The organism is Belnapia sp. AC561, from assembly GCF_979252845.1.
Map to the genome: position 1 here is coordinate 100,439 of NZ_CEEDBP010000007.1, position 25,364 is coordinate 125,802.

A 25,364-nucleotide genomic window follows, 5' to 3' on the forward strand; every position below is an offset into this window, starting at 1 on the left:
AGGCCTGCCGCGCGGCGGCTTGCGCCGTGGCGGGTATCGCCGGGCCGGCCTCGCAGCCCGCCAACACCATCGCAGGCGGCAATAGCCCAAGCAGCAAGGCCCAGGCCGGCCGGCTGCCCGGGCCCATGGTCCGCGTCAGATCAGGCCGCCAGGCAGGGCGGCCGGCATCCCGGCCACCATCAGCGCCGGGCGCTGCTGCAGGGCCGCGTGGCCCGGGCCATAGAGGCTCAGCAGCCGATGCGCGTCCTCATAGACCATCTTCAGGCCGATCCAGACGATCAGCGCGACGCCCACATAGGCAATCCAGCGATACCGCTCGAGCAGCTTGGAGATCAGCGTCGCTGCAACACCCATCAGAAGGATGGAGATGACGAGGCCGACGATCAGCATCGGCATGTTGCCCACGGCGGCACCAGCCACGGCGAGGACGTTGTCGAGGCTCATGGAGACGTCGGCGATGACGATCTGCCGCAGCGCCGTCGCCATGGACTTCACCTCATGCGGGGCATGCTGGCCTTCCGCATCGGTCTTGTCCTCCTGGCGCAGCTCCTTGAAGAAACTATAGGCGATCCAGAGCAGGACCAGGCCGCCGACCAGCAACAGGCCTGGAATGGCCAGCAATTGCACCGCCAGCAGGCTGAGGACGATCCGCAGCACGACGGCCAGGACCATGCCGAACATGATGGCCTTGGCCCGCTGTTCGGCAGGCAGGCCAGCCGCCGCCAGCGCGATCAGAACGGCATTGTCCCCGGAAAGGACGATATTGACCCCGAGAATCTGCACGAGGAGCAGCCAATTCCAGCTCTCGGCGATCGACGAAAAATCCATGCGGCAAGCTCCGGCCGAAAAATGCTGGCGAAAAAGGCCGGAAGCCCGGCGCGCCGCACCCTAGGGGAGCGTTTTCGGCCTGTGAAGCGGCCAGGGCGCGGCCTCCGACAGGGGAGGCCGCGCTAATATTACCAAATGGTTAGTCGTTCCGCCGGACCGATTTCTGCAGCAGTGTCACCGTCGCAACCGCCAGGGCCGCGATGGCCACCACCTGCCCGGCCGTCGCCGCGGCCCAGATCCAGGCCGGGAAGACATGCGGCAGCGCGAGGTAGCCGAGCGGCAGCAGCAGATAGGCATAGGCCCCCGGGACCTGGTCCGCCACCTGGTGCGTACCCTCCCAGATCATGTCGCCGGCCACATAAAGAATGACCGCGAGCCCGACCCAGGCGATCCAGCGATGCTTGTGCAGCAGGCTGGCGATCAGCGTCGCCGCCACGCCCATCAGCACCACGGAAATGGCGAGGCCCGCCACCAGCACCCAGGTATGGTCCTTCGCGGCCCCCGCCACCGCCAGGACATTGTCGAGGCTCATGGAGATATCGGCGACCAGGATCTGGGTGATCGCCTGGGGCAGGGTCTTGCCCGATGGCACCGCCGCATCCTCGCCGCCTTCTGCCGTCGGCTCAGCCCCGTGCGACCGCAGCTCGCGGAACATCTTCCAGCAGACCCAGAGCAGCAGCACGCCACCCGCCAGGGTGATGCCGACGATCGCCAGCAACTGGGCGGTGATCGCCGCGAAGCCGATCCGCATGATGGTGGCGGCGATGATGCCCCAAAAGATGGCCTTGCGGCGCTGCTCGGCCGGCAGGCCCGCGGCAGCCATGCCGACCACGATGGCATTGTCCCCCGCCAGGACGAGATCGATGAATAGAACCTGGGCAAGCGGAACAATCCAGTCAGGCATGATGAGGCGGCTCCTGGGCGACAGCGGCGAGATGAGGGCGAGTCGGTCGCAGATAAATATTCGGCAATCTCCATGCAACCCCAACTCGCAACATTCATGATGGCTTGCCATTCTGTTGCCCGCGGTCCACACCCCCGCGAAACGCAATCCCCCGCCGCCGCCCCCGTCGCCACACGGCCCGTCGCCGCACGGCCCGCCGGGCCCGGCCCGAACCAATCGAGGCCCGGATGGTCCCCCGCTATACCCGCCCGCAGATGGCCGCGATCTGGTCGCCCGAGGAACGCTTCAGGATCTGGTTCGAGATCGAGGCCCTGGCGGCCGAAGCCATGGCCGAACTAGGCACCATTCCGGCCGAGGCTGCCCAGGTCATCCGCGCCAAGGGCGCCCCACGCGCCGCCGCCATCGGCGCCGCGGAAGTCGAGGCGATCGACGCCATCGAGCGCGTCACCCGGCACGACGTCATCGCCTTCCTGACCTTCATGGCGGAAGGCATCGGTCCGGAAGCGCGCTTCATGCACCAGGGCATGACCAGCTCGGACGTGCTCGACACCTGCTTCGCCGTCCAGCTCACCCGGGCCGCCGACCTGCTGATTGCCGATGTCGATGCCCTGCTGGCCGCGCTGAAGACCCGCGCCTTCGAACACCAGTTCACCCCGACCATCGGACGCAGCCACGGCATCCAGGCGGAGCCCACCACCTTCGGCCTGAAGTTGGCGGGCTATTACGCCGAATTCACCCGGAACCGGGCCCGCCTCGTCATCGCCCGCGCCGAGATCGCCACCTGCGCCATCAGCGGTCCCGTGGGCACCTTCGCCAGCGTCGATCCCCGGGTCGAGGAATTCGTCGCGGCGAAGCTCGGCCTCTCGGTCGAGCCGGTCTCGACCCAGGTCATCCCGCGCGACCGCCATGCCGCCTTCTTCAGCGCCCTGGCCGTGGTCGCTGCCGGGATCGAGCGCCTCGCCACCGAGGTCCGCCACCTGCAGCGCTCCGAAGTCCGGGAGGCCGAGGAATTCTTCCATGCCGGCCAGAAGGGGTCCTCCAGCATGCCGCACAAGCGGAACCCGGTGCTGAGCGAGAACCTGACCGGCCTGGCCCGCCTGGTCCGCAGCCATGTCGTGCCGGCGCTGGAGAACGTGACCCTCTGGCACGAACGGGACATCAGCCATTCCAGCGTCGAGCGGGTCATCGCCCCCGACGCCACCATCGGCCTCGACTTCGCCCTCTCCCGCCTTACCGGCATGATGGAGAAGCTGACCATCTATCCGGCCCGCATGGCACAGAATCTCGAAAGCCTCGGCGGCGTCGTCCATTCGCAGAAGGTGCTGCTGGCCCTGACCCAGGCGGGGATGAGCCGGGAGGATGCCTATGCCGCCGTCCAATCCGCCGCCATGGCCACCTGGCGGGCGCTCGGCACGCCGGAGGTTCGCAGCTTCCGCGACAACCTTCTGGACGAACCCGGCGTTACCCTGGACGCCGCAGCCTTGGATGCGGCCATGGATCCGAAGCGGGACTTCACCCATGTCTCCACCATCTTCCGGCGGGTCTTCGCCGGGGCGTGATCACCTGCCGCGCCCAGGCCGTCGGATTGCCGCGTTTCCGCCGCAGGCGAAGCGCTATGATCCGTATCAGCAAGGAGGTTCGGGTGTCATGCGCGCCCTTCGTATCGTCTTCCTCGCCATGGCCGCCCTGGTTGCCGGGCTGAGCCTGGCACCTTCGGCCGCCGAGGCCCAAGGCCATTGGTACGGCGACCGTGGCTACTACCGGCCACCGCCGCTTCGCTATTATGCGCCGCCACCGCCCCCGGTCTATTACCGCCCACCTCCGCCGGTCTATTACGCCCCGCCCCCGCCGGTGTATTACGGGCCGCCACGCGGCTACTACGCGCCGCCGCCACGCTACTACGGCCCGCCCCGGCGCCATTACGGCTGGTAAGCGACCAGCGGCCTTAACGCTTCCGCAGCCTCTCCCCTCCTAGGGTCGCGCCAGAGCACAATCTGGCGCGCCTTCTGCGCCACAGCGCGCAGGAGAGGGCATGGAAAAGCCATTGCCACCGGGCAGTGAGGCGCAGGATCCGTCCGGCCTGATCCTGTCCGCGAACCGCTGCGCCGCCGCCGGGGACCGGTCGAGGGCGCTTGCACTCTTCGGCCACGCCATCGCGCTGGCGCCGGATTGCGCCAAGGCTTGGGCAGGCGCCGGCTTGGTCCTCCAGGCGCTCGATCGGCCTGGCGAGGCGACCGCAGCCCTCTGCCGCGCCCGTTTCCTGGATCCCTCGCTTGCCGCCGCGCGCAATGCCCTGGGTACCCTCTTCCTCGCCCGTGGGCTGATGGCCGAGGCCCGCGCCGAATTCACCGCGGCGACCAGGGCAGCACCCAGCTGGTGGATGCCCTGGGTCAATCTTGGCCTCGTCGCGCAGCGCAGCGGGGATGCCGCGGGCGCCCTGGCCCCGTTGCGTCATGCGACCACCCTGGCACCGGAGAAGGCCGAGGCCTGGCACAGCCTCGGCACGGCCCTGCAACTGCTGCACCAGGACCATGATGCCGAGGCCGCCCTGCGTCAGGCCCTGACGCTGGATCCACAGCTTCTGCTGGCCCACTCCAATCTCGGCCGGACCCTGCGGGCACAGAATCGGCTAGAGGAAGCCGCCGCGGCCTATCAGGCGGCTCTCGCCCTGCGCCCGGATCATGCCGAGACGCGCTGGAATCTCGCCGTCACCGATTTCCTGCGCGGCGATTGGGCCGCGGCCTGGGACGGCGCCGAGTGGCGCTGGCACGTGCCCGGCTTCCCTGCCCGTCCACGCGGCTTCGCCCAACCGCTTTGGCAGGGAGAGCCTGCCCCCGGCCGCACCCTGCTGCTGCATGCCGAACAGGGCTTCGGCGATACGTTGATGATGCTGCGCTACCTGCCACTCGCTGCGGCGAGCGGAGCCCGCCTGCTGCTGGAACTGCCGCCGGCGCTGCTTCCCCTCGCCGCCGACCTGCCGGCCGAAGTCGTCCCGGAAGGCACCCCCCTTACCGCCTTCGACCTGCACTGTCCGTTGCTGAGCCTGCCCCGCGCCTTCGCCACGAGGCCCGACAGCATCCCCGCGGCGCCCTACCTGACGCCGCCAGCCTCCAGCGCCACCCGTTGGGAGACGCGGCTGCCCGCCGATGGCGGCCCACCCCGCATCGGGCTGGTCTGGGCAGGGCGGCCCAGCCATGCCAACGACGCCAACCGCTCGATCGGCCTCGCCGCGCTGGCGCCGCTGCTCGCCCTGCCCGGCCTGCGCTTCTGCGCCCTGCAGGTCGGCTCCCGGACGGCCGAGATTGCCAGCCTCGGCCTCGCCCCGCAGCTCGAGGACCTCTCACCCCTGCTGACCGATTTCGGCGAGACTGCCGCGGCGCTGGTCAGGCTGGACCTGCTGGTCACGGTCGATACCGCGGTGCTGCACCTTGCCGGTGCCCTCGGGGTGAAATTCCTGGCCCTGCTGCCTTTCGCGCCCGACTGGCGCTGGCTGCCCGGCCGCGACGATACGCCCTGGTACCCCTCCGGCCGCCTGCTGCGGCAATCGGCACCCGGCGACTGGTCCGGCCCCATCGCCGCCTTGGCGGCCGCGCTGGCCGACCTCGCCCTTCCCATCCCCCTGGCCGCCGAGTAGCCCCATGCATGAGCAATCCAAGGCGGCCAAGCGCCGCATCGCCGATTCCGGTTTCGTCACCCGCTACATGGCGGGAGAAGCGCTGGACATCGGCGCCGGCCCGGATGGCCTCGCCCAGCATATCGGGATCTTTCCCCGTCTCACCGCCGTCCGCGAATGGGACCTGCCGGATGGCGATGCGCAATTCCTCGCCGGCGTCGCCGATGCCAGCTTTGACCTGGTCCATGCCAGCCATTGCCTGGAGCACATGGTGGACCCGCGCGTCGCCCTGTCCCACTGGATCCGGGTGACGAAACCCGGCGGCCATCTCGTCATCACCATCCCGGACGAGGACATGTACGAGCGCGGCCATTGGCCGAGCCGCGCCAATGCCGACCACAAATGGACCTTCACCGCCTTCAAGGCGGAAAGCTGGTCGCCGAAATCGGTGAATGTCGTCGACCTCGCCCGCGAGTTCGGCGGCCAGGTCGAACTCGAACGGCTGCAGGTCGTGCGCGACTTCTTCCGCCCCGAGTTGCCGGGCGACCAGACCCTCGGCCCGGTCGCCGAATGCGCCATCGAATTCGTCCTGCGGCGCCGCCCGCAACCCGCCGCCACGCCGATGCTGCACAACGCCGCCACCCGCAGCCTCATTCCCCCCACCGGCCGCAGCCGGCTCAACTCCTGCCGCCAAGGGCTGATGCTGTTCAACAGCCAGGACACCAACGTCGGCCGGCTGCTGGATACCTACGGCGAATATGCCGAGGCCGAGGTCGCGCTCTTCGCCCAGGTGCTCAAGCCCGGCGACATCGCCATCGATGCCGGTGCCAATATCGGCACCCTCGCCGTCGCCATGGCCCGCCTGGTCGGCCCGCAGGGCGCCGTCCATGCCTTCGAGCCGCAGCCGCATGTCCACCGCAACCTCGTCGCCAATGCCGCCTTGAACGAGTTGGACCACCTCACCTGCTGGAATGCCGCGGTGGGCGAGGCGCCCGGCACCATCGAGGTGCCCCGCATGAACCCCAATGCCCGGCACAGCTTCGGCAGCGTGGCACTCGACCCGGCCCGGCGCGATGCCGCGGCCGATGCCACCCGCGGTGCCCTGGTTCCGGTGATGACCATCGATGGCCTCGACCTGCCCCGCTGCCGCCTGATCAAGGCCGATGTCGAAGGCATGGAAGCCTTCGTGCTGCGCGGCGCCGCCGCCACCATCGCCCGCCACCGCCCGCTGCTCTACCTCGAGGCCGACCAGCCCGGCACCGTCCCCGCCCTGCTCCAGGTGATCGAGGGTTTGGGCTATGCCCCCTACTGGCATGTCGTCCCCTATGTGCAGCCGAGCAATTTCTACGCCCGCCCGGTCGAGTTCTTCCGCGGCATCGTCGCCGCCAATATCCTCGCCGCGCCGCCCGGCTTCACCGTGAACGGCCTGCCGGCGGTCCGTTCGGCCGAGTGGCAGGCCGATCTCCGCCCCGCCGCATGACCGCGGCATTGGCGCGTGCACACCGGCTTGCCGCCACGGGCGAGGCCGCCGCGGCCCTGGCGCTCTACGAGACAATTCTCGCCGCCGATCCCGCCGCCGCCGATGCCGCCAACAACGCCGGCGTCCTGCTCCGCCGCCAGGGTGCGGAGGATGCCGCCATCCGCCGTTATCGCCAGGCCCTGGCTGCGGTGCCGGACCATCCCGATGCCGGCTGGAACCTGGGCCGCGCCTTGCTCGAAAAAGCGGAGGCCGACGAGGCCTATCTCCACCTCCGCCGCGCCGTCGCGCTGCGGCCGGGCTGGGAACGCTGGCATGTGCTCGGCCGCGCCTGCCAGGCCCGCGGCGACCTCGCAGGCGCCGAGGCCGCCTATGGCCACGCCTTGGCAGACCGCCCGGAGGCAGCGGAAACCCTGAACAACCTTGCCAACCTCCACCAGGGCGCCGGCCGGCTGGAGGCCGCGCTTGCCCTGCAGGATCGTGCCCTGACGCTGGCCCCCGGCAATGCCGACATGCACTACAATCGTGCCCTGCTGCTGCTGCTTCTCGGCCGCTGGGCCGAGGGTTGGCGGGAGCACGAATGGCGCTGGCAGGCTGCCGGCTTCGCCTCCCCGCGCCGCCGCTTCGCCAGCCCTGCCTGGGATGGCCGGCCGCTGCCCGGTGGCACGCTGCTGGTCCATTGGGAACAGGGCCTGGGCGATACCATACAGTTCATCCGCCATGCCGCCGCCGCCCGTGCCCGGGTCGGCCGGCTGGTGCTGGAGGTTCAGCCACCGCTTGCCCCGCTGCTGCGCGGCCTGCCTGGACTGGACGCGGTCGTCACCGCCGGCGACCGGGTTCCGCCGCATGACGCCCATGCACCGCTGCTCAGCCTGCCGCTGCTGCTGGACCAGCCGGTGCCAGCCCCACAGCCGCCCTATCTCGCCTTGCCCGCGGTCGCGCGGGAAGCAGGCCGCATCGGCCTCGTCTGGGCCGGCAACCCGAAGCACCTGAACGACCGCAACCGCTCCGTCCCGCTGCCGCTGCTGGCGCCCCTGCTGGCCCTGCCGGGTCGCCACTGGGTCTCGCTTCAGGTCGGCCCACGCAGCGCCGATATCGTCACGGCCGGCCTCGCTGAGCGGCTGGAGGACCTCTCCCCAACCCTGGTCGACTTCACCGCCACCGCCGCGGCGCTGGCCCGGTTGGAGTTGCTGATCACGGTGGATACCGCCGTTGCCCATCTGGCCGGTGCGCTCGGCGTCCCGACCTGGCTGCTGCTGCCCTTCGCCCCGGACTGGCGCTGGGGCCCCAGTGGAACCACCACGCCCTGGTATGGCAGCCTTCGCATTTGGCGCCAGCCAAGGCCCGGCGACTGGGCGATGCTGTTGCCAAATCTCATGTCATCGCTGCCGTCTCATTAAGGCGAGATTCACGGCTTCTGCCGTAAGCCAAGGCTCTGGGCCCAAATCGGGCCGACATCGGCAATAGGCCGGTCTCTGCAATATCTCGGCAGGAATCAGGTCATGTCCGGAACCGTCACGCTCGGCAATTCGATCAACATCATCACGCTGGCGGGCTTCACCACCCTGACTGGGGGAACGCTCGACGACACGGTGACGGTGACCGGCGCGCTTTCGGGTTCGACCGTGGACCTGGGCGCTGGTGTGGACCGGCTGACCCTGAGCAATGGCGGCTATACGCTGACCATCTCGAATACCGAAAGCATTGTCGGCGGCACGGGCGCGGATGATATCACCCTCGCCGCCGCCATCTCCGGCGCCACAGTCAACCTTGGCGCCGGTACGGATAGCCTAGTGCTGGCCAATGGCGTCAACGTCATGACCGTCTCCAATGTGGAGACCATCACCGGCGGCACCGGCGCCGATGTCATCACCCTCGGCGCCGCCGCCTCCGGTGCCACCATCGCCCTCGGCGCCGGCGCCGACAGCCTGACCCTGGCCGCCGGCGGCAATACCCTCACCCTCGGCGCCGATATCGAGACCCTCGTCGGCGGCAGCGGCGCCGATGTCATCACCTTCTCCGCCGCCGTCTCCGGCATCAGCGTCAGCCTCGGCGCCGGCACCGATAGCCTGACCCTGGCCGACGGCGCCAATACCCTCAGCATCTCCGGCATCGAGACCGTCACCGGCGGCACCGGCGCCGACCTGATCACGCTGACCGCAGGCCAGACGAGCGGCACCATTGATCTCGGTGCCGGCACCGATAGCGTCACGCTGTTCAATGCCGCGAATACGCTGACAATCTCCAATGCCGAGACCATCACCGGCAGCTCGGCCGTGGACAACATCATTCTCGGCGCCGCCATCTCCGGCGCCGCCGTCAGCCTCGGGGCCGGCGTCGACAGCCTCACCCTGGCCAATGGCGCGAACACGATCACCGCCACCAACGTCGAGACCATCACCGGCGGCACCGGCGCCGACGACATCACCCTCGGCGCCGCCGTCTCCGGCGGCACCGTCAACCTTGGCAGCGGCACCGACAGCCTCACCCTGGCCAATGGCGCCAATACCCTGACCGTCTCCAACGTCGAGACCATCACCGGCGGCACCGGCGCCGATATCATCACCCTCGGCGCCGGCGCCGACAGTCTGACCCTGGCCGCCGGCGGCAATACCCTCACCCTCGGCGCCGATATCGAGACCCTCGTCGGCGGCAGCGGCGCCGATGTCATCACCTTCTCCGCCGCCGTCTCCGGCATCAGCGTCCGCCTCGGCACCGGGGTCGATAGCCTGACCCTGGCCGACGGTGCCAATACCCTCAGCATCTCCGGCATCGAGACCGTCACCGGCGGCACCGGCGCCGATACCGTCACCCTGCTCGAGGGTCAGACCACCGGCACCATCAACCTCGGCGACGGCACCGATAGCCTCACCCTCGCCAATGCCGTCAACACCCTGACCGTCTCCAACGTCGAGACCATCACCGGCAGCTCGGCGATCGACACCATCACCCTCGGCGCCGCCATCTCCGGCGCCGCCGTCAGCCTCGGGGCCGGCGTCGACAGCCTCACCCTGGCCAGTGGCGCGAACACGATCACCGCCACCAACGTCGAGACCATCACCGGCGGCACCGGCGCCGACGACATCACCCTCGGCGCCGCCGTCTCCGGCGGCACCGTCAACCTTGGCAGCGGCACCGACAGCCTCACCCTGGCCAATGGCGCCAATACCCTGACCGTCTCCAACGTCGAGACCATCACCGGCGGCACCGGCGCCGATATCATCACCCTCGGCGCCGGCGCCGACAGTCTGACCCTGGCCGCCGGCGGCAATACCCTCACCCTCGGCGCCGATATCGAGACCCTCGTCGGCGGCAGCGGCGCCGATGTCATCACCTTCTCCGCCGCCGTCTCCGGCATCAGCGTCCGCCTCGGCACCGGGGTCGATAGCCTGACCCTGGCCGATGGCGCCAATACCCTCAGCATCTCCGGCATCGAGACCGTCACCGGCGGCACCGGCGCCGATACCATCACCCTCGGCGCCGCCGCCTCCGGCGCCACCATCGCCCTCGGCGCCGGCGCCGACAGCCTCACGCTTTCCGCTGCGGGTGCGAATACACTCACCCTTGGCGCGGACCTCGAAACCCTCATCGGCGGCAGCGGTGCCGATAGCATCACCTTCTCCGCCGCCGTCTCCGGCATCACTGTCAGCCTCGGCGCCGGCACCGATAGCCTGACCTTGGCCGACGGCGCCAATACCCTCAGCATCTCCGGCATCGAGACCGTCACCGGCGGCACCGGCGCCGATGTGATCACGATCTCCGCCGTACAGACCGCCGGCACCATCGATTTGGGCGACGGCACGGACAGCCTTACCCTCGCCAATGGCGCCAATATCCTCACCGCCAGCCACATCGAGACCGTCATTGGCGGCAGCGGCGTGGATACCATTACCTTCGGCGCCGCCATCTCCGGCGCCACCATCAGCCTCGGGGCCGGCGTCGACAGCCTCACACTCGCCAATGGCGCCAATACCATCACCGCTACCGGGGTCGAGACCATCATCGGCGGCACCGGTGCCGACGATGTCACCCTTGGTGCCGCCATCTCCGGCGCCACCATCAACCTCGGCGCCGGTACGGATAGCCTGACGCTGGCCAATGGCGCCAATACCCTGACCGTCTCCAATGCCGAGACCATCACCGGCGGCACCGGCAACGACATCATCACCCTCGGCTCGGTCATCACCGGCGGCACCTTCGACTTCGGCGCAGGGACGGACCGCCTGATCCTCGCCAATGGCGCCAACAGCGTCGGAGTCACCAATATCGAGGTCGTCACCGGCGGCACCGGGGCGGATTCGATAACCGCCTCGGGCACCACCTCCACCCGCCTCACCGGTGGCGATGGCGCCGATACCCTCATCGGCGGCAGCGGCGGCGACCAGATCATGGGGGGGGCCGGCGTCGATCAGCTGACCGGAGGGGCAGGCGTCGATCGCTTCATCTACACGGCGGTCAGCGAATCCCCGAGCGGAACCGGGGACACCATCACGGATTTCGATGCCACCGAAGACCTCATATTGCTCAGCGGCATGCTGACCGGCGCCTTCACCTTCCTCGGCGCCGCCACCATGACGGCAACGGGCGAAAGTCAGGCCCGCTTCGACAACAGCACCAAGGTCCTCAGCATCGACACCAATGGCGACGGCAATGCCGAGATCAGCATCACCCTCACCGGTGTCGCCATCGCCGATCTCGACAGCGCCGACTTCATCTGGCTGTAGCGGCCGCCTCCGCCTCGGGTGCCTGGCGAAACCAAGCGCCCGAGGCAATCACCACCGCCAGCACCACACCATAGACGACCAGCCCTGCCGCCAATGCGGCGAAGACCCAGGCCAGCGATCCCGTCAGATGCAAGGCCATCCAGCCACCACCCACCGCGATCAGCAGCCGCAGCAAGCCGCCGAAAAGCGGCCAGCCCAGCCGGCCCGCTCCCTGGGAGGCGAAATACAGCGATAGCCCCAGCCCGAAGAAGCCATAGGTCGGTCCCACCACCCGCAGATAGGCGGCGCCCGTCTCCAGCATCTGCGGATCGGCGCCGAATAGCCCGAGCCAGGCCTCCGGCCAGATGGCTGCTGCCAGCCCCACCGTCTCGGTAACGACGAAGGCCAGCGCACCCCCGGTCAGGGCGATCCGCAAGGCCCGTGCGCCCTGTCCGGCGCCGATATTCGTGCCCACCAGCGCCACCAGAGGCGCCCCCAGTCCGAAGACCAGTGGCACCAGCAGGTATTCCAGACGCGTCCCCGTGCCATAGCCCGCCACCGCATCCGGCCCACCGGCCCGCGCCACCACCGCCGTGGTCAAGGCAATCGTCAACGTGGTCTGCAGGGTGCTGACGGAGGCCACCGCCCCCACCGCCAGGATGGCGCGGAACAAGGCCCAGCGCAGCCGCGCCCAGCGCAGGCGGGCGATGCTCCGGCCCGAGATCACCGCCCAGGCCAGGATAATTGTGGACAGGGCCATGCCCACCAGCACCGCCCAGCCCGCACCGGCGATGCCCATCGCCGGCACCGGTCCCCAGCCATAGATCAGCAGGGGCGAAAGCGGCACCAGCACCACCACGCCGATGACGATGGAGATCGAAGGCAGCATCATGTTGCCGGTGCCGCGCAGCACGCTGGCGAAGGCATTGCTCAACCAGATCAGCACCGCCCCGCCGAAGACGATATCCGAATAGGTCAGCGCCGCCCGCAGCGACCCACCCTCGCCGCCCAGCGCCGCGTAGAGGGACGGGCCGAACCACAGCACCAGCGCGGTGAAGGCCAGCCCCAGGATGGTGTTGATGACCAGCGCATGCAGCACCAGCGCATCCGCATCCTCGCGCCGGCCACCGCCCAGGGCGCGGGCGATGGCCGAGGAAATCCCGCCGCCGATGGCGCCGCCCGACAGCATCTGCATCATCATGAAGCCCGGGAAGACCAGCGCCATCCCGGCCAGCGCATCGGTGCCGAGATGCGCCACCCACCAGGTTTCGATCAATCCGACCGAGGCCTGGGCCAGCATCACCAGCGTATTCGGCCAGGCCAGCTTCAGCAGCGTCGGCACCACCTTGCCATGCAGCAGCAGCCGGGTCCGCGGGCTCATCGCCGGGACGACCGGCGGCGTCATCGTGCTCGCGCTCATGACCGGTACCGCTCCGCTGCATGGTCCCGTGACAGGTTCGGCCCCATCGCCCGCCGCGCCGCGGTCAAGCGCTCCCAATCCGCCACATCGGGCAGCGATGGGATCGTCACCGCCTCCCCTTGGTCGAGCCCGGCCAGCGCCGCATCCACCATCTCGCCGACATCCATCAGCATGGAGGGGGGCATCTGCGCCATGTCCACGCCGGCACGGCCCCAGATCTCGGTCCGCGTCGCCCCCGGCAGCACCGCCTGCACCCGCAGCCGATCGCCGGCCTCCGCCTGCAGCGACTGGGTCAGGTTCAGCACGAAGGCCTTGGTTCCACTATAAACGCCGTTGAACAGTTCCGGCGCCAAAGCCAGCACGGAGGCGATGTTGACGATCGTCCCGCCACCGCGCCCGAGGAAGACCCGCGCCGCCGCAGCCGCCAGCCGCATCGGCGCGACCACGTTCAGCAGCACCATCCGCTCGAGCTGGTCGGGATCGGCCTCCGCCAGGGTCCCGGTCACCGCCATACCGGCATTGTTCACCAGCATGCCGATTGCCTGATCCTCGCGCAGCCGCGCCTCCACCCGGCGCAGCGCCGCAGGGTCGGTCAGGTCGGCGGCCAGGATATCGACCCACCGCCTCGTCTTCCCGGCCAGCCGCGCCGCCAGCGCCTCCAGCCGCGCCCCGTCACGTGCCACCAGCACCAGGTCATGCCCGCGCTGTGCGAGCCGCTCGGCATAGGTCGCGCCGATGCCGGAGGAAGCCCCGGTGATGAGTACGGTCGTCGTCATGACGGCTTCCCCTGGCGGGCGTTGTAGACCTGCAGTTGCGCAAAGCTCGCCTCCAGCATCGGCGCCGCCAGCCCATGGTCCCGCCCGCGGCGGAGCAGGTCACCAATGACATGCTCCGCCTCCAGCCGTGGCGCGCCCTGCTGGATGTCCCGCATCATGGAGGCGGCCCAGCGGGACTGCGGATCGCCCAGCGTCTTGTCCGCCTGCGCCACCGCCGCCGGCCGCGGCGCATGGCCATGCGCTGCGGCGATCGCCCGCACCTCCGCCACGATCCGCCCCGCGACGGCGGTGCCATCCGCGGTCGCCAGCACCTCGCCGATCGTGCCACGCAGCAGGCAGGTGATCGCCGCCCCCGCCGCCAGCATCGCCCATTTCTCCCAGAGGTCCTGGGTGATCTCCATCGAGGCCCGGGCCGTCACCTGCGTCGCCGCGAAGGCCTCCGCCAGCGCCTCCACCGGTGGCGTCAGCCGGCCGCCGCGATCCCCGAACAGCAGCGTATCCATCGGGCTGCTGTGGCGGATGGTCCCGTCGGGCTCCAGCATGGTGGCGATATAGGCGACCCCGCCCAGCACCCGGCCGGCGCCGAAGCGCGCATCCAGCAGGTCGAAATGCGCCAGCCCGTTCAGCAGCGGCAGCACCACGCTGCGCTCGCCCATCGCCGGGGCGATGGCCTCGACCGCGGCCGGCAGGTCATAGGCCTTGCAGGTCAGCAGCACCGCATCGAAGGGCCGCTCCACCTCGCCCGGCAGCAGGGTCGGCACCCGCCGCCGCCGTTCCTCCCCGCGGCTGACCACCACCAGCCCGTCCCGCTCGAGCTGCGCGGCGCGTCCCGGCCGGACCAGGAAGCCGATATCCGCCCCCGCCTCGGCCAATCGCAGCCCGTAGTAGCCACCGATCGCCCCGGCACCCAGGACAAGGATCCGCATCGCCAACCTCCATTTAGATAGCGGTCGTCATCTATCTGGACATTGATTGCACCCGCCACTAAACCATGTCAAGCGACACGGCGACGGAGGGGTTTCGATGCGCGTCTCTAAGGAACAGGCCGCCGACAACCGGGCGAGGATCCTGACGGCCACCGCCCGGATGATCCGGGAATCCGGCATCGGCGGCGTCGGCGTCGATGCGCTGACCAAGGCGGCCGGCCTCACCCATGGCAGCCTCTACAGCCAGTTCGGCTCGAAGGACCGGCTGGTGGCGGAAGCCCTGACGCTCGCCATGGAGGCCAGCGGCGAGAAGACCCGGAAGGATCTGGCCGAGGGCGGCACCCTCGCCACCATCGTCAACCGCTACCTGTCCGCCACCCACCGCGACGCACCCGGCGGCGGCTGCGCCATCGCCGCCATCGGCCCGGAGGCAGCCCGCCAGAGCGACACCATCCGGGAGGCCTTCACCCGCGGCATCCGCAGCTTCGCCACCCGCCTCACCGCCCTCATGCCGCGCCAGGCCAGCCTGCCGCCCGAGGATGCGGCGCTCGCCACCGTCGCCAGCCTGGTCGGCGCGCTGATCCTGGCGCGCGCGGTCGATGACCCGGCGCTCTCCGACCGCATCCTGGATGCCACCGCCCGCAGCCTGACGGACGACCGGTGATGCTCTCCCACCTGCTCGCCCCGACGCTCGCCCGGCGCGGCATCCACTACGGCTGGGTGATGGTCGCGCTGACCTTCCTGGTCTCCCTCTCCTCGGCCGGCGCCATGGGCATCCTCGGCGCCCTGCTGCTGCCGCTGCAGCGCGAGACCGGCTGGGAGACCGCCGCCATCTCCGGCGCCCTGGCGCTGCGGCTGCTCCTGTTTGGCCTGATGGCGCCCTTCGCCGCCGCCCTGCTGCAACGCTATGGCCTGCGCCGCACCGTGGCCATGGCCCTTGGCCTGGTCATCCTCGGCTGCCTGCTCTCGATGCGGATGACCGCCGTCTGGCAGCTCTGGCTGACCTGGGGCGTACTGACCGGCCTCGGCACCGGCATGACGGCGCTGGTCCTCGGCGCCACCGTCGCCAATCGCTGGTTCACCGCCCGCCGCGGCCTGGTGCTGGGCATGCTGACCGCGGCCAATGCCACCGGCCAGCTCGCCTTCCTGCCGCTCGCCGCCTGGCTGGCGCAGCATGAGGGCTGGCGCACCGCCCTGCTGCCCGGCCTCGCCGCCTGCGCCCTGGGCGGCCTGCTGATGTTCCTGTTCGGCCGCGACCATCCCTCGGAGCTGGGTCTCAATCCCTATGGCGATACCGCGACGGCCATTGCCCCGCGCCCGGCACCGGCCCAGGGCAACCCGGTGGCCAATGCCTTCGCCGCCCTGGCGGAAGCCGCCCGGACCCGCGTCTTCTGGATCCTGTTTGCCACCTTCCTGATCTGCGGCCTCTCGACCAATGGGCTGATCCAGACCCATTTCATCCCGCTCTGCTCGGATTTCGGCATGGCAGAGGTCGAGGCCGCCTCCGTGCTGGCGATGATGGGCGCCTTCGATTTCGTCGGCACCATCCTCTCCGGCTGGCTCTCGGACCGCTACGACAACCGCCGCCTGCTGTTCTGGTACTATGGGCTGCGCGGCCTCTCGCTGCTGTTCCTGCCGCTCAGCACCTTCTCGCTCTACGGCCTTTCGCTCTTCGCCGTCTTCTACGGGCTGGACTGGATCGCCACCGTACCGCCGACGGTCCGGCTGGCGGGCCAGGCCTTCGGACGGGAAAAGGCGCCGCTGGTCTTCGGCTGGATCTTCACCGCGCATCAGCTCGGTGCCGCCATCGCCGCGCTCGGTGCCGGCCTCAGCCGGGATGCGCTGGCCAGCTATCTGCCGGCCTTCTACCTGGCGGGTACGGCCTGCCTGCTGGCGGCCCTGCTGGCCCTGGCCATCCGACGGCCCAGGCCGGCCTAGCCACGCCGCAGCATTCTACGCCGCCGTACACCCCTGCGGCTTCACCTTCCGGACCGTGCTGGCCGGATGGCGGAGCAGCCGTGCCGCGGGGCGGATCGGCCGGCGTACCAGCTCGCCCCCGCAATTGGGGCAGATGCCGGCCAGGGTGGTTTCCGTGCAGGTCAGGCAGAAGGTGCATTCATAGGAGCAGATGCGCGCCGCATCGCTTTCGGGCGGCAGATCCGTGCCGCAGCATTCGCAACAAGGCCGAAGTTCCAGCATGGCATGCCTCCCGTGACAGGCACGGTGACATGCGCCCTGCCAGGGTCAAGCGCGCTTCAGAACGGCATCCGCAGGATGGCCCCCGGCGAGGGCAGCCAGCTGCCATTCCCAGGCATCGGGCGGCGATCGGGGGCAGGGTCGTTGCGGCCGAAGGTCTCGCCCTGGAACATCTCGGTCGGGGCCGGCAGGCCGAAGGAAAGCTCCGCACGCGGTACCCGGTCCGCCAGGGGACCTTGCAGGCGGCTCCTCGGCAGCGGTGCCGGATCCAATCCTGGAATGTTGGATGGCGGCGGCGGCCCGTCGATCGCCGGCGGCGCGGGCTGAGGCGCCGGTCTGGCGGCAACCTGGGGCTTGGTGACCGCGGGGCGGCGACGTTGGCGGGTCTTCGCCTCAGCCGGGAAGCTCGCCAAGGCAGCCAGGGCGGAGAGCCAAGCGCGTCTCGAAATCCGGTCCATCCGTCAAGGACGCGCAAGCGCCGCCAAAGTTCACCCGGAGGCGGCAGCCAGCAGCCGCGTCAGCCCATGCACGCCGGCCAGCGTCGGCGCCGGCTGGTCCAGATGGGCGGCCAATTCCACCAGGCTGCCCAGCAAGGGACCCAGTTCCAGCCGCCGCCCCGCTTCCAGATCCTGCAGCATGGAGGTCCGGAAGGCACCGAGCCGCCGGGTGACGGCGATCCGGCCCGGGATGTCCTGGCCCATCGGCAGGCCGATAAGCTCGCCTAGCGCGGCCATCTCCGCCATCATCGCCTCGATCAGTCCGCGGACCCCCGTATCATCCAGCATGGCCTGCATATCGGCGCGGCAGAGGGCGCTCAGCGGGTTCATGTTGGAGTTGCCCCAGAGCTTCAGCCAGACCTCGCGGCGGATATCCGGCGCGGCCTCAGCGGGAATGCCGCCGGCCCGCAGCGCCGCCACCAGGGCCGCGAGCGCGCCGGCATGCCGGCCGGAGGGATCGCCCAGCAGCAGGCGGTCCTGCTTCATCAGCCGGATGGTGCCCGGGGCAACGACGGTGGCCCCCACATGCGCGACGGCACCGAGGACGCGCTCGGCCGGGATGGCCGCGGCCAGCGCCCCGCCCGGGTCCACCGATTGCAGGACCAGCCCCTCGGCCAGCCCGCCGAAGCCCTGGAAGAACCACCAGGGAATGCCGTTCTGCGCCGGCACCACCAGCGTTTCCGCGCCGCACAGGCGCTGGATCAGCGGCAAGGCCGCTGGCAGGTCATGGCTCTTGAGCCCCAGCAGCAGGATATCCGCCCCGGCCAGCACCGCGGGATCGTCTGAGGCTTGGACCGGGAAGACCTCGCGCACCTCACCCTGCAGGAAGACCAGGCCCTGCTGGCGCAGCGCGGCCAGGCTGGCGCCACGGGCGAGGATGCCGACCGGCAGCCCGGCCCGCGCCAATCCGGCGGCGAGCCAACCGCCGACCGAACCGGCGCCGAGAATGGTGACGCGCATGCGGGGCTCCGTAGGCTCGGCGGCTGCCTCAGCTCTTGCGGACAAGCTCGATGAACAGCCAGTGCTCGCCACCATGCAGCGTCAGCGCGGCCTCCGGCAGCTCAGCGCCGACATCGATCTCACGGCCCGGCCGCCAGATCATCAGCTTCTCGCCGCGGCGTTCGATGTTCCACTGGTGGAAGCCCATGTAGCCCTCGATCACCGCCTCGTTCACGATGGTATGGACGCGGAAGCTGGCGCCGGGCTTGAGGATGGTCATGGCACCGCGCAGGACCTTCATCGGGTCGTAGCAATGGTCCAGCGCATTCCGCATATGGGCGAAGTCGACGGAAGCAGGCGGGAACAGGCTCGCCAGATCCTCGGCATGGCCGACCCGCGTCGGGATCGGCGGCGTCAGCCCGGCCTCGGCCAGGATGGCGCCGTATTCCGCCGCCAGCGCGTCGATCGGCACCACGTTCAGCCGCTGCCCCTTGTGGCACCAGCCGAGCGAGGACACCGGCCCGGCCGCGACATCGACCAGGATCGCCTGGTCCAGCGGGGCGGTGACGATGCTGGCGATGAAGCTCGGATGGATCTCGGCGGCCGGGTTGCAGCGGGCCAGCATCTCGGCGTGGTAGTCCGGCGGGCAGGGCGGCGTATTGGTCGCCACCATGCGCCAGAACTCCAGTTCCTGCGCCTTGCCCTGGGACCAGGTCTCGGCGACCGCCGCCTCCGAACCAGATGTATCCGCCAAGTGTCTGCTCCACCGCCTGCGGCGCAAAACTAGCGCAAAGCACGTGGAAGGGGAACGTCCCGCGGGTCTCAGCCGGTCCGGAGCACCAGCAGCACGTCGCCCTCGGCCACCGCCTCGCCCTCGGCGAACAGCACTTCCTGCACGGTGCCGGCGCGCGGCGCGGCGACCGGGATTTCCATCTTCATCGATTCCAGCAGCAGCAGATCCTCCTCCGTCGCCACCGCCTCCCCCGGCGACTTCAGGATCTTCCAGACCGAGCCGGAGATTTCGGATTTCACGCGGATATCGGCCATGCGGATGCCTTCCTGGAGCTTATCGCCCTTGAGCCGCCATTGCAGGGGCAGCGAGGCTTGCGGTCAAGCCGGGGCGGGTGTGGCATGGCCCCAAGCAAGCAGGGGGGAAGGCCGCCATGGCCGGCACGACATTGACCAATCCGGTGAAGGAGAAGCTGGCCGCCGGCGGCGTGGCGCTGGGCCTCGGCGTCCGCATGTCCCGCTCCGCCGAGATCGCCCGCATCGCCAAGGCGACCGGGCACGACTTCCTCTTCATCGATGTCCAGCACAGCCTCTTCGGCCTCGAGACCATCGGCCATATTGCCCAGGCGGCGCTGGCCATCGGCATCGCCCCGCTGGCCCGGGTCCGCTCGGTGCACGACCTCGATGTCCAGGCCCTGCTGGACAACGGGGTGACCGGCATCGTCTATCCGGACGTGAATACCGCCGCGGACGCGCAGATCGCGGTGAACGCCGTCCGCTTCGGCCCGCTCGGCAAGCGCAGCGTGACCGGCGGCTATCCCTATTTCGATTTCCGCGCCGTCCCGCCCGACCAGGCCCTGCCCGCCATCGATGCCGCCACCCTCCTCGTCTGCATGATCGAGACCCGCGAAGGCGTGCGGAACATCGAGGCCATCGCCGCCGTGCCGGGGATCGACGTCATCCACATCGGCATGAACGACCTGCTGACCAACATGGGCAAGCCCGGCCAATACGCCGACCCGGAGCTGGTGGAAGCGGTGGACCGCATCCAGGCTGCCTGCAAGGCACATGGCAAGTACTTCGGCTGCGGCGGCCACCGCGACCCCAGGGCCCAGGCCGCCGTCATCCGCAAGGGCGTGCAATTCCTGACGACGCAGACGGACATCGGCCTGCTCTCGGCCGGCGCCGGCGCCTGGACCCAGGGCATCCGGGCCGCGCTGGAAGCCTGAAGTCCAAGCAACTCGCGGGTCAATCCGCGTTGCGGTCGAATGGACCCTTACATAATGTTGCTTGTCGGCCTCGGCGGGTTGATCCTGCTGGTGGCCTGGCTGCCCATGGTGCTGCGCGAATTGCCGCTGTCGCTGCCCATGTTCTGCATCGGCATCGGCTATGCCCTCTTCTCCGTCATCCCCCTCTTCTCCGTCATCCGCGGCGATACGCCAGACCCGATGGACTATCCCGAAGCCGCCGAGCGGCTGACGGAGCTGGTGGTGATCGTCGCCCTGACCGGCGCCGGGCTGAAGCTGGACCGGCCGCTGCAATGGCGGACCTGGGCGTTGACCTGGCGGCTGCTGGGCATCGCCATGCCGCTCTCGATCCTCGGCATCGGTTTGGTGGGCCACTGGCTGCTCGGCCTCGGCGCCGCGGCTGCGGTGCTGCTGGGCGGGGCACTGGCCCCGACCGACCCGGTCCTCGCCTCGGACGTCCAGGTCGGCCCGCCGCGCAGCGGCGAGGAGGATGAGGTGCGCTTCACCCTGACCGCCGAGGCCGGGCTGAACGACGGGCTCGCCTTCCCCTTCGTCAACCTCGCGGTGGCGCTGGCCCTTGTGGGGACGGACCCGACGCTCTGGGCCTGGGACTGGATCGGCCGCGATGTCGCCTGGAAATTGCCTGTCGGACTGGCCGCGGGATGGGGGATCGGCCGGCTGCTCGGCTGGCTCACCTTCCGCATGCCGAACCGGGCCCGGCTCTCCCGCACCGGGGATGGCTTCGTGGCGCTCGGGGCCACCTTCCTGGCCTATGGCCTGACCGAGCTGGTGCATGGCTATGGCTTCGTCGCGGTCTTCGTCGCCGCGCTGGCGATGCGCAGCGCCGAGCGGCAGCACGCCTACCACGACCGGCTGCATGATTTCGCCGAGCAGACCGAACGCCTGCTGATGATGGTGCTGCTGGTCCTGTTCGGCGGCGCTGTTGCCGGCGGGTTACTGGCCCCGCTGACCAGAGCCGGCGTCGTCGCAACCCTGGCCTTCATCTTCGTGGTGCGCCCGTTGGCCGGGATGGCCTCGATGCTCGGCACCAGCCAGCCCATGGCGGAACGGATGGCGATCTCTTTCTTCGGCATCCGTGGCCTGGGCAGCTTCTACTACCTGGCCTATGCGGCCAATGCGGCCCGCTTCCCGGAGATGGCGGAGCTCTGGGCGGTGGTGGGGCTGACGGTGCTGGTCTCGGTCGGGCTGCACGGCGTCACGGTGACGCCGGCGATGCGCTGGCTGGATGACCGGCGGCAACGCCAGGGGACACCGGCGCTGGAGAGCTGACTTTTCAAGGAGAGGGATCGCTCAGCAGGCCTGAGAAGATCCATCCCTCCGGGGTCGCATCGCCCACCTGGACCCATCCCCGGGCTTCGCTATGCACCCGGAAGACCTCGCCGCGCGGCGCGGTCCGCAGGATGCGGGCGCTGGTATCGGGCCCGGCGCGGAGATTGGCCGCGCTCCGCACCAGCACGCGCGGCAGCGGCGCACTGGGCGGAGCCTGCACCGGCGGCGGATTGACGGGGGCCGGCGCCGCCACCGGCGGCGTCGGCGCAGGTGCTGGCCGCGGACGGGGCATCGGCATGCTTGCCTGCGGTGTTGGCGCATCGGCCTGCAGTGCGGGTGCATTGGCCTGCGGCGGCGGGGCACTGGCTTCGACACCCGCACCCGGTTGCGGATCGGTGCCGGTCAGCGCCGGGGAATCCTGCCCAGCCGGATGGTTGAGCCCCAGCAACACCCCGACCAGCACCGCGGCCACCGTGACGCCCGCCATCGGCCAGACCCAGTTGCGCAGCCCATGCCCCTGGTTCGCCGCCGTGGCCGGGCGGCGCGGCAGGTTGGCCGCTTCCAACCCGGGACGCGCCAGGCGCATCGGCGGGCGCGAGAGCATCGCCCGCCGGACCACGGCCACCCAGCCATCGCCCCCAGCCAGTTCCAGCGGCGGCAGGCCGGCGAAGGCCGCGGCCAGGCGGCGCTGCAGGTTGAGCGCTTCGCCCGGCATCATGGCCAGCGTCACCACCGGAAGGTGGCCGGGAAAGATCGCAACGAACCGGGCCGCGTCCAGCCGCAGCCGCAGCGCGGCCTCCGCCGCGGCCCCCTGTTCCTCCGGCACGCCCAGCAGGGCCACGCCGAATTCCGGATGCAGCAGCGTCAGCGGGATGGCGACCGCCGGGGCATCGGCATTCTGCAGCACGCAATCCGGCAGGCCGATCCACCCTTCCGGCAGGGTGACATCGGACGGATCCACCTCCGGCTCGGGCGGCGCCGGCGGGGGCATGGTCGCGGGCTGCCGCAAGTGGACTGGCGTGGCAAGGCGCCAGGACGCCTCGTGCTGATGGATCATGGGTTGCGCTGGCCCCTTGCTGCTCGCCTCTGCCGCGATTACTCGCGGGAGAGCCCCCGTTCAGGGTTAACGTATACTATGAACGGGATTGCGATGCAGCATGGGGGGCGGCGCCATTGCCTTCAATGCCACGCAGCCGGTCGTGACTTCGACCAGAACCTCCCGCCCAATGCAATGTTCCGAAAGGTTTTTCCGGGAAGGCTACAGGCGCCAGCCGGTATGGATCGCCACGATGCCGCCGGCCATGCTCCGATGCGCGACCCGTTCGAGCCCGGCCGCGCGCATCATCGCCGCCAATGCCTCCTGGTCCGGGAACATGCGGATGCTCTCGGCCAGGTACTGGTAGCTTTCCGCATCCTGGGCGACCCGGGCGCCAAGCCGCGGCAGGACTTTGAAGGACCAGGCGTCATAGAGCGGTGCCAGGGCCGCGACCTCGACCCGGCTGAATTCCAGGCAATGGAAGCGCCCGCCGGGGCGGAGCACCCGCCGCGCCTCCCGCAGGACCGCCGGCTTGTCGGTGCAATTGCGCAGGCCGAAGGCGATGGAGATCTTCTCCACGCTGCGGTCGGGCAGGGGGATATGCTCGGCATCGGCGCAAACAAAGGTCAGCCCGGCGGCCAGGCCGCGCTCCAGCGCCCGCCCCTGCGCCACCTGCAGCATGGAAGGATTGATATCCGACAGGATGACCCGCCCCGCCCCCGCCTCCAGCGCGCGGAAGGAGATATCCCCGGTCCCGCCCGCCAGATCCAGCAGCGCCTCCCGCGGGGAGGCCGCGATGGCGGCGACGAAGGCGGATTTCCAGGCCCGGTGCAGGCCGAGTGACATGAGGTCGTTCATCAGGTCATAGCGCGGGGCCACGCTGTCGAAGACCTCCCGCACCATGCTGGCCTTCTCGGCCTTGGGGACGGCGCGGTAGCCGAAGTCGATGGTGTCGGGTGATGGGCTGTCAGGATCGGTCATGGTCGGGCACCATAGGCTCCGCGGGGGTAACGCGGAACCTATGCCTGAACTGCCGGAAGTCGAGACCGTCATGCGTGGCCTGGCCACGGTGCTGCAAGGCCGGGTGATCCGTGCCGCCGCCATCAGCCGGCCCGACCTGCGCTGGCCCTTCCCGGATGGGCTGGCCACGCGGCTGGTCGGCAGCCGGGTCGAGGGCTTCCGGCGCCGGGCCAAATACATGCTGATGCGGCTCTCGGGCGGGGATTCGGTGCTGATCCACCTCGGCATGTCCGGCCGCATGGTCGCCCGGCCGGCCGCCGACCTGCCGAACCAGCCGATCGCGCATGAGCATCTCTCGCTGGAGACGGAGGAAGGCATCCGGGTCGGCTTCGTCGACCCGCGCCGCTTCGGCAGCGTCGACCTGGTGCCGACCGCCGCCGAGGATGGCCACCGGCTGCTGGCCGGGCTGGGACCGGAGCCGCTGGAGCCGGCGTTCACCCCGGCGGTGCTCTCGGCCGCCCTGGCGGGGAAGGCGACGCCGATCAAGGCGGCGCTGCTGGACCAGAAGGTGGTCGCCGGACTCGGCAATATCTATGTCAGCGAGGCGCTGTTCCGGGCCCGGGTCTCGCCCAAGCGGTTGGCCGGCAGCGTCGCCGGGGCGCGGGCGGCGCGGCTGGTCCCGGCGATCAAGGCGGTCCTGGAGGAGAGCATCGAGGCGGGAGGCTCCTCCCTGCGGGACTATGTTCAGGCGGACGGCGGGATCGGCTTCTTCCAGGAACGCTTCAAGGTCTATGACCGGGCCGGCCTGCCCTGCGAGGCCTGCCCCGGCCCGCCGGGCTGCGAGGGCATCCAGCGCTTCGTCCAGGCCGGGCGGGCGACCTTCCATTGCCCACGGCTGCAACGCTGATATCCTCCGCCGCAAGACGGAGGAGCCGCGCATGACCGATTATACGATGATCCTGACGGAGCGGCAGGGCCGGGTGGCGGTGATCCGCCTCAACCGCCCCAAGGCGCTGAACGCGCTCTGCGACCAGTTGATGGATGAGCTGGGCCAAGCGCTCCGTGGCTTCGACGCCGACCCGGAGGTGGCCGCCATCGTCCTGACCGGCAGCGAGCGGGCCTTCGCCGCCGGCGCCGACATCAAGGAGATGCAGTCGCGCAGCTTCCCCGCGGTCTATCTGGACGATTTCATCGGCAAGCGCTGGGAAGCCGTCACCTATGTCCAGAAGCCGGTGATCGCCGCGGTCGCGGGCTTCGCCCTCGGCGGCGGCTGCGAGCTGGCCATGATGTGCGATATGATCATCGCGGCCGACAATGCCAAATTCGGCCAGCCCGAGATCAATCTCGGCGTCATCCCCGGCGCCGGCGGCACCCAGCGGCTGACCCGCGCCGTGGGCAAGGCCAAGGCGATGGACCTGGTGCTGACCGGCCGCATGATGGATGCGACCGAGGCCGAGCGTTCGGGCCTGGTCGCCCGGATCGTCCCGCTGGCCGATGTGGTCACCGAGGCGGTGACGATCGGCGAGAAGCTCGGCACCCTCTCCGCCCCCGCCCTGGCGATGGCCAAGGAAGCGGTGAACCGGGCTTTCGAGACCACCCTGGCCGAGGGCGTGAAATTCGAGCGCCGGGCCTTTCAGGCGCTGTTCTCGACCGAGGACCAGAAGGAAGGCATGGCCGCCTTCGCCGAGAAGCGGCCGGCGGCATTTCGCAACCGCTGAGTCTGGATCAGGGATCCGCCGGGATCGCTTGCTTGACGCGGCAGGCGGCCCGACGGTACAAGCCCGCTCCCTGCGCAGGCTATGGGCCCCCGGGCTTATGGGACT

General features: G+C 70.0%; 22 protein-coding genes and 1 pseudogene. 12 read left to right on the forward strand and 11 right to left on the reverse strand.

Going from position 1 to position 25,364, the window contains the following annotated elements; all coding sequences use genetic code 11:
• Positions 1-135 precede the first annotated feature (135 nt).
• Positions 136-828, reverse strand: coding sequence for a TerC family protein (locus tag AC0IW9_RS08225; RefSeq protein WP_471647737.1), 693 nt, complete (start codon positions 826-828; stop codon positions 136-138).
• Between the two features lie 301 nt (positions 829-1,129).
• A pseudogene (locus tag AC0IW9_RS08230) lies at positions 1,130-1,732 on the reverse strand (TerC family protein); the annotation flags it as partial.
• Positions 1,733-1,959: 227 nt separating this feature from the next.
• On the opposite strand from AC0IW9_RS08230, the gene purB reads away from it, so the two are divergent.
• The 6 genes from purB to AC0IW9_RS08260 all read left to right on the forward strand — a co-directional run bounded on the left by purB (position 1,960) and on the right by AC0IW9_RS08260 (position 11,546).
• Entirely contained in the window at positions 1,960-3,291 is a 1,332-nt protein-coding gene (purB, locus tag AC0IW9_RS08235; protein WP_471647738.1) for an adenylosuccinate lyase, read from the forward strand.
• Positions 3,292-3,379: 88 nt separating this feature from the next.
• Positions 3,380-3,664 carry a hypothetical protein gene (locus AC0IW9_RS08240; protein WP_471647739.1) on the forward strand — a complete coding sequence of 95 codons (285 nt, stop codon included), beginning with the start codon at positions 3,380-3,382 and terminating at the stop codon, positions 3,662-3,664.
• Between the two features lie 100 nt (positions 3,665-3,764).
• The gene (locus AC0IW9_RS08245; RefSeq protein WP_471647740.1) at positions 3,765-5,366 is read left to right on the forward strand and encodes a tetratricopeptide repeat protein; all 1,602 of its coding nucleotides are present in this window, start codon (positions 3,765-3,767) and stop codon (positions 5,364-5,366) included.
• Positions 5,367-5,370: 4 nt separating this feature from the next.
• Positions 5,371-6,825 carry an FkbM family methyltransferase gene (locus AC0IW9_RS08250; protein ID WP_471647741.1) on the forward strand — a complete coding sequence of 485 codons (1,455 nt, stop codon included), beginning with the start codon at positions 5,371-5,373 and terminating at the stop codon, positions 6,823-6,825.
• A gap of 8 nt (positions 6,826-6,833) precedes the next feature.
• Entirely contained in the window at positions 6,834-8,222 is a 1,389-nt protein-coding gene (locus AC0IW9_RS08255; RefSeq protein WP_471647742.1) for a tetratricopeptide repeat protein, read from the forward strand.
• 102 nt (positions 8,223-8,324) lie between these two features.
• The gene (locus AC0IW9_RS08260) at positions 8,325-11,546 is read left to right on the forward strand and encodes a beta strand repeat-containing protein (RefSeq protein WP_471647743.1); all 3,222 of its coding nucleotides are present in this window, start codon (positions 8,325-8,327) and stop codon (positions 11,544-11,546) included.
• Here the strand turns inward: AC0IW9_RS08260 and AC0IW9_RS08265 are convergent.
• From AC0IW9_RS08265 to AC0IW9_RS08275, 3 genes are read right to left on the reverse strand one after another with little or no spacing between them, the layout of a single operon-like run.
• Complete coding sequence (locus AC0IW9_RS08265; protein ID WP_471647744.1) at positions 11,533-12,945, reverse strand: MATE family efflux transporter; 1,413 nt, start codon at positions 12,943-12,945, stop codon at positions 11,533-11,535. The two genes, AC0IW9_RS08260 and AC0IW9_RS08265, sit on opposite strands and share 14 nt — an antisense overlap.
• Positions 12,942-13,721, reverse strand: a complete 780-nt coding sequence (locus AC0IW9_RS08270; protein WP_471647745.1) for an SDR family NAD(P)-dependent oxidoreductase — start codon at positions 13,719-13,721, stop codon at positions 12,942-12,944. The genes AC0IW9_RS08265 and AC0IW9_RS08270 overlap by 4 nt, the downstream gene beginning before the upstream one ends.
• Positions 13,718-14,647, reverse strand: coding sequence for a 2-dehydropantoate 2-reductase (locus tag AC0IW9_RS08275; protein ID WP_471647746.1), 930 nt, complete (start codon positions 14,645-14,647; stop codon positions 13,718-13,720). The genes AC0IW9_RS08270 and AC0IW9_RS08275 overlap by 4 nt, the downstream gene beginning before the upstream one ends.
• 97 nt (positions 14,648-14,744) lie before the next feature.
• On the opposite strand from AC0IW9_RS08275, the gene AC0IW9_RS08280 reads away from it, so the two are divergent.
• Positions 14,745-15,311 carry a TetR/AcrR family transcriptional regulator gene (locus AC0IW9_RS08280; protein ID WP_471647747.1) on the forward strand — a complete coding sequence of 189 codons (567 nt, stop codon included), beginning with the start codon at positions 14,745-14,747 and terminating at the stop codon, positions 15,309-15,311.
• Positions 15,311-16,585 carry an MFS transporter gene (locus tag AC0IW9_RS08285; protein ID WP_471647748.1) on the forward strand — a complete coding sequence of 425 codons (1,275 nt, stop codon included), beginning with the start codon at positions 15,311-15,313 and terminating at the stop codon, positions 16,583-16,585. The genes AC0IW9_RS08280 and AC0IW9_RS08285 overlap by 1 nt, the downstream gene beginning before the upstream one ends.
• A gap of 15 nt (positions 16,586-16,600) precedes the next feature.
• On the opposite strand, the gene AC0IW9_RS08290 is transcribed toward AC0IW9_RS08285, so the two are convergent.
• The 4 genes from AC0IW9_RS08290 to AC0IW9_RS08305 form a co-directional block, all read right to left on the reverse strand.
• Positions 16,601-16,846, reverse strand: coding sequence for a DUF1272 domain-containing protein (locus AC0IW9_RS08290; RefSeq protein ID WP_471647749.1), 246 nt, complete (start codon positions 16,844-16,846; stop codon positions 16,601-16,603).
• A gap of 485 nt (positions 16,847-17,331) precedes the next feature.
• Positions 17,332-18,300: a 2-dehydropantoate 2-reductase gene (locus AC0IW9_RS08295; RefSeq protein WP_471647750.1), complete on the reverse strand. Its 969-nt coding sequence runs from the start codon at positions 18,298-18,300 to the stop codon at positions 17,332-17,334.
• A 28-nt stretch (positions 18,301-18,328) separates the two neighbouring features.
• On the reverse strand, positions 18,329-19,033 hold the full coding sequence (locus tag AC0IW9_RS08300; RefSeq protein WP_471647751.1) for a methyltransferase domain-containing protein: 705 nt from the start codon (positions 19,031-19,033) through the stop codon (positions 18,329-18,331).
• 68 nt (positions 19,034-19,101) lie between these two features.
• A complete protein-coding gene (locus tag AC0IW9_RS08305; RefSeq protein WP_471647752.1) occupies positions 19,102-19,326 on the reverse strand; it encodes an acyl-CoA carboxylase biotin carboxyl carrier protein subunit in 225 nt (74 codons plus the stop codon).
• Between the two features lie 116 nt (positions 19,327-19,442).
• On the opposite strand from AC0IW9_RS08305, the gene AC0IW9_RS08310 reads away from it, so the two are divergent.
• Both AC0IW9_RS08310 and AC0IW9_RS08315 read left to right on the forward strand, forming a co-directional pair.
• Positions 19,443-20,237 carry an HpcH/HpaI aldolase family protein gene (locus AC0IW9_RS08310; protein WP_471647753.1) on the forward strand — a complete coding sequence of 265 codons (795 nt, stop codon included), beginning with the start codon at positions 19,443-19,445 and terminating at the stop codon, positions 20,235-20,237.
• Positions 20,238-20,291: 54 nt separating this feature from the next.
• Positions 20,292-21,545: a cation:proton antiporter gene (locus AC0IW9_RS08315; protein ID WP_471647754.1), complete on the forward strand. Its 1,254-nt coding sequence runs from the start codon at positions 20,292-20,294 to the stop codon at positions 21,543-21,545.
• A gap of 4 nt (positions 21,546-21,549) precedes the next feature.
• Here AC0IW9_RS08315 and AC0IW9_RS08320 read toward each other — a convergent pair whose 3' ends face one another.
• Together AC0IW9_RS08320 and AC0IW9_RS08325 are read right to left on the reverse strand one after the other, a co-directional pair.
• Positions 21,550-22,536, reverse strand: a complete 987-nt coding sequence (locus AC0IW9_RS08320) for an SH3 domain-containing protein (RefSeq protein WP_471647755.1) — start codon at positions 22,534-22,536, stop codon at positions 21,550-21,552.
• A 267-nt stretch (positions 22,537-22,803) separates the two neighbouring features.
• Positions 22,804-23,562 carry a class I SAM-dependent methyltransferase gene (locus AC0IW9_RS08325; RefSeq protein WP_471647756.1) on the reverse strand — a complete coding sequence of 253 codons (759 nt, stop codon included), beginning with the start codon at positions 23,560-23,562 and terminating at the stop codon, positions 22,804-22,806.
• A gap of 40 nt (positions 23,563-23,602) precedes the next feature.
• Between AC0IW9_RS08325 and mutM the strand changes: the two genes are divergently transcribed.
• Positions 23,603-24,448 carry a bifunctional DNA-formamidopyrimidine glycosylase/DNA-(apurinic or apyrimidinic site) lyase gene (gene mutM / locus AC0IW9_RS08330; RefSeq protein ID WP_471647757.1) on the forward strand — a complete coding sequence of 282 codons (846 nt, stop codon included), beginning with the start codon at positions 23,603-23,605 and terminating at the stop codon, positions 24,446-24,448.
• Between the two features lie 31 nt (positions 24,449-24,479).
• A complete protein-coding gene (locus AC0IW9_RS08335; RefSeq protein WP_471647758.1) occupies positions 24,480-25,259 on the forward strand; it encodes an enoyl-CoA hydratase in 780 nt (259 codons plus the stop codon).
• Positions 25,260-25,364: the final 105 nt, after the last annotated feature.

Coding starts and splice junctions, on each gene's coding strand:
- AC0IW9_RS08250 (WP_471647741.1), top strand. CDS start 5,371: ATGCATGAGCAATCCAAGGCGGCCAAGCGCCGCATCGCCGATTCCGGT.
- AC0IW9_RS08290 (WP_471647749.1), bottom strand. CDS start 16,846: ATGCTGGAACTTCGGCCTTGTTGCGAATGCTGCGGCACGGATCTGCCG.
- AC0IW9_RS08285 (WP_471647748.1), top strand. CDS start 15,311: ATGCTCTCCCACCTGCTCGCCCCGACGCTCGCCCGGCGCGGCATCCAC.
- AC0IW9_RS08275 (WP_471647746.1), bottom strand. CDS start 14,647: ATGCGGATCCTTGTCCTGGGTGCCGGGGCGATCGGTGGCTACTACGGG.
- AC0IW9_RS08335 (WP_471647758.1), top strand. CDS start 24,480: ATGACCGATTATACGATGATCCTGACGGAGCGGCAGGGCCGGGTGGCG.
- AC0IW9_RS08305 (WP_471647752.1), bottom strand. CDS start 19,326: ATGGCCGATATCCGCGTGAAATCCGAAATCTCCGGCTCGGTCTGGAAG.
- AC0IW9_RS08315 (WP_471647754.1), top strand. CDS start 20,292: ATGTTGCTTGTCGGCCTCGGCGGGTTGATCCTGCTGGTGGCCTGGCTG.
- AC0IW9_RS08270 (WP_471647745.1), bottom strand. CDS start 13,721: ATGACGACGACCGTACTCATCACCGGGGCTTCCTCCGGCATCGGCGCG.
- AC0IW9_RS08245 (WP_471647740.1), top strand. CDS start 3,765: ATGGAAAAGCCATTGCCACCGGGCAGTGAGGCGCAGGATCCGTCCGGC.
- AC0IW9_RS08225 (WP_471647737.1), bottom strand. CDS start 828: ATGGATTTTTCGTCGATCGCCGAGAGCTGGAATTGGCTGCTCCTCGTG.
- AC0IW9_RS08265 (WP_471647744.1), bottom strand. CDS start 12,945: ATGAGCGCGAGCACGATGACGCCGCCGGTCGTCCCGGCGATGAGCCCG.
- AC0IW9_RS08260 (WP_471647743.1), top strand. CDS start 8,325: ATGTCCGGAACCGTCACGCTCGGCAATTCGATCAACATCATCACGCTG.
- AC0IW9_RS08240 (WP_471647739.1), top strand. CDS start 3,380: ATGCGCGCCCTTCGTATCGTCTTCCTCGCCATGGCCGCCCTGGTTGCC.
- AC0IW9_RS08295 (WP_471647750.1), bottom strand. CDS start 18,300: ATGCGCGTCACCATTCTCGGCGCCGGTTCGGTCGGCGGTTGGCTCGCC.
- AC0IW9_RS08325 (WP_471647756.1), bottom strand. CDS start 23,562: ATGACCGATCCTGACAGCCCATCACCCGACACCATCGACTTCGGCTAC.
- mutM (WP_471647757.1), top strand. CDS start 23,603: ATGCCTGAACTGCCGGAAGTCGAGACCGTCATGCGTGGCCTGGCCACG.
- AC0IW9_RS08280 (WP_471647747.1), top strand. CDS start 14,745: ATGCGCGTCTCTAAGGAACAGGCCGCCGACAACCGGGCGAGGATCCTG.
- AC0IW9_RS08320 (WP_471647755.1), bottom strand. CDS start 22,536: ATGCCCCCGCCGGCGCCGCCCGAGCCGGAGGTGGATCCGTCCGATGTC.
- AC0IW9_RS08310 (WP_471647753.1), top strand. CDS start 19,443: ATGGCCGGCACGACATTGACCAATCCGGTGAAGGAGAAGCTGGCCGCC.
- purB (WP_471647738.1), top strand. CDS start 1,960: ATGGTCCCCCGCTATACCCGCCCGCAGATGGCCGCGATCTGGTCGCCC.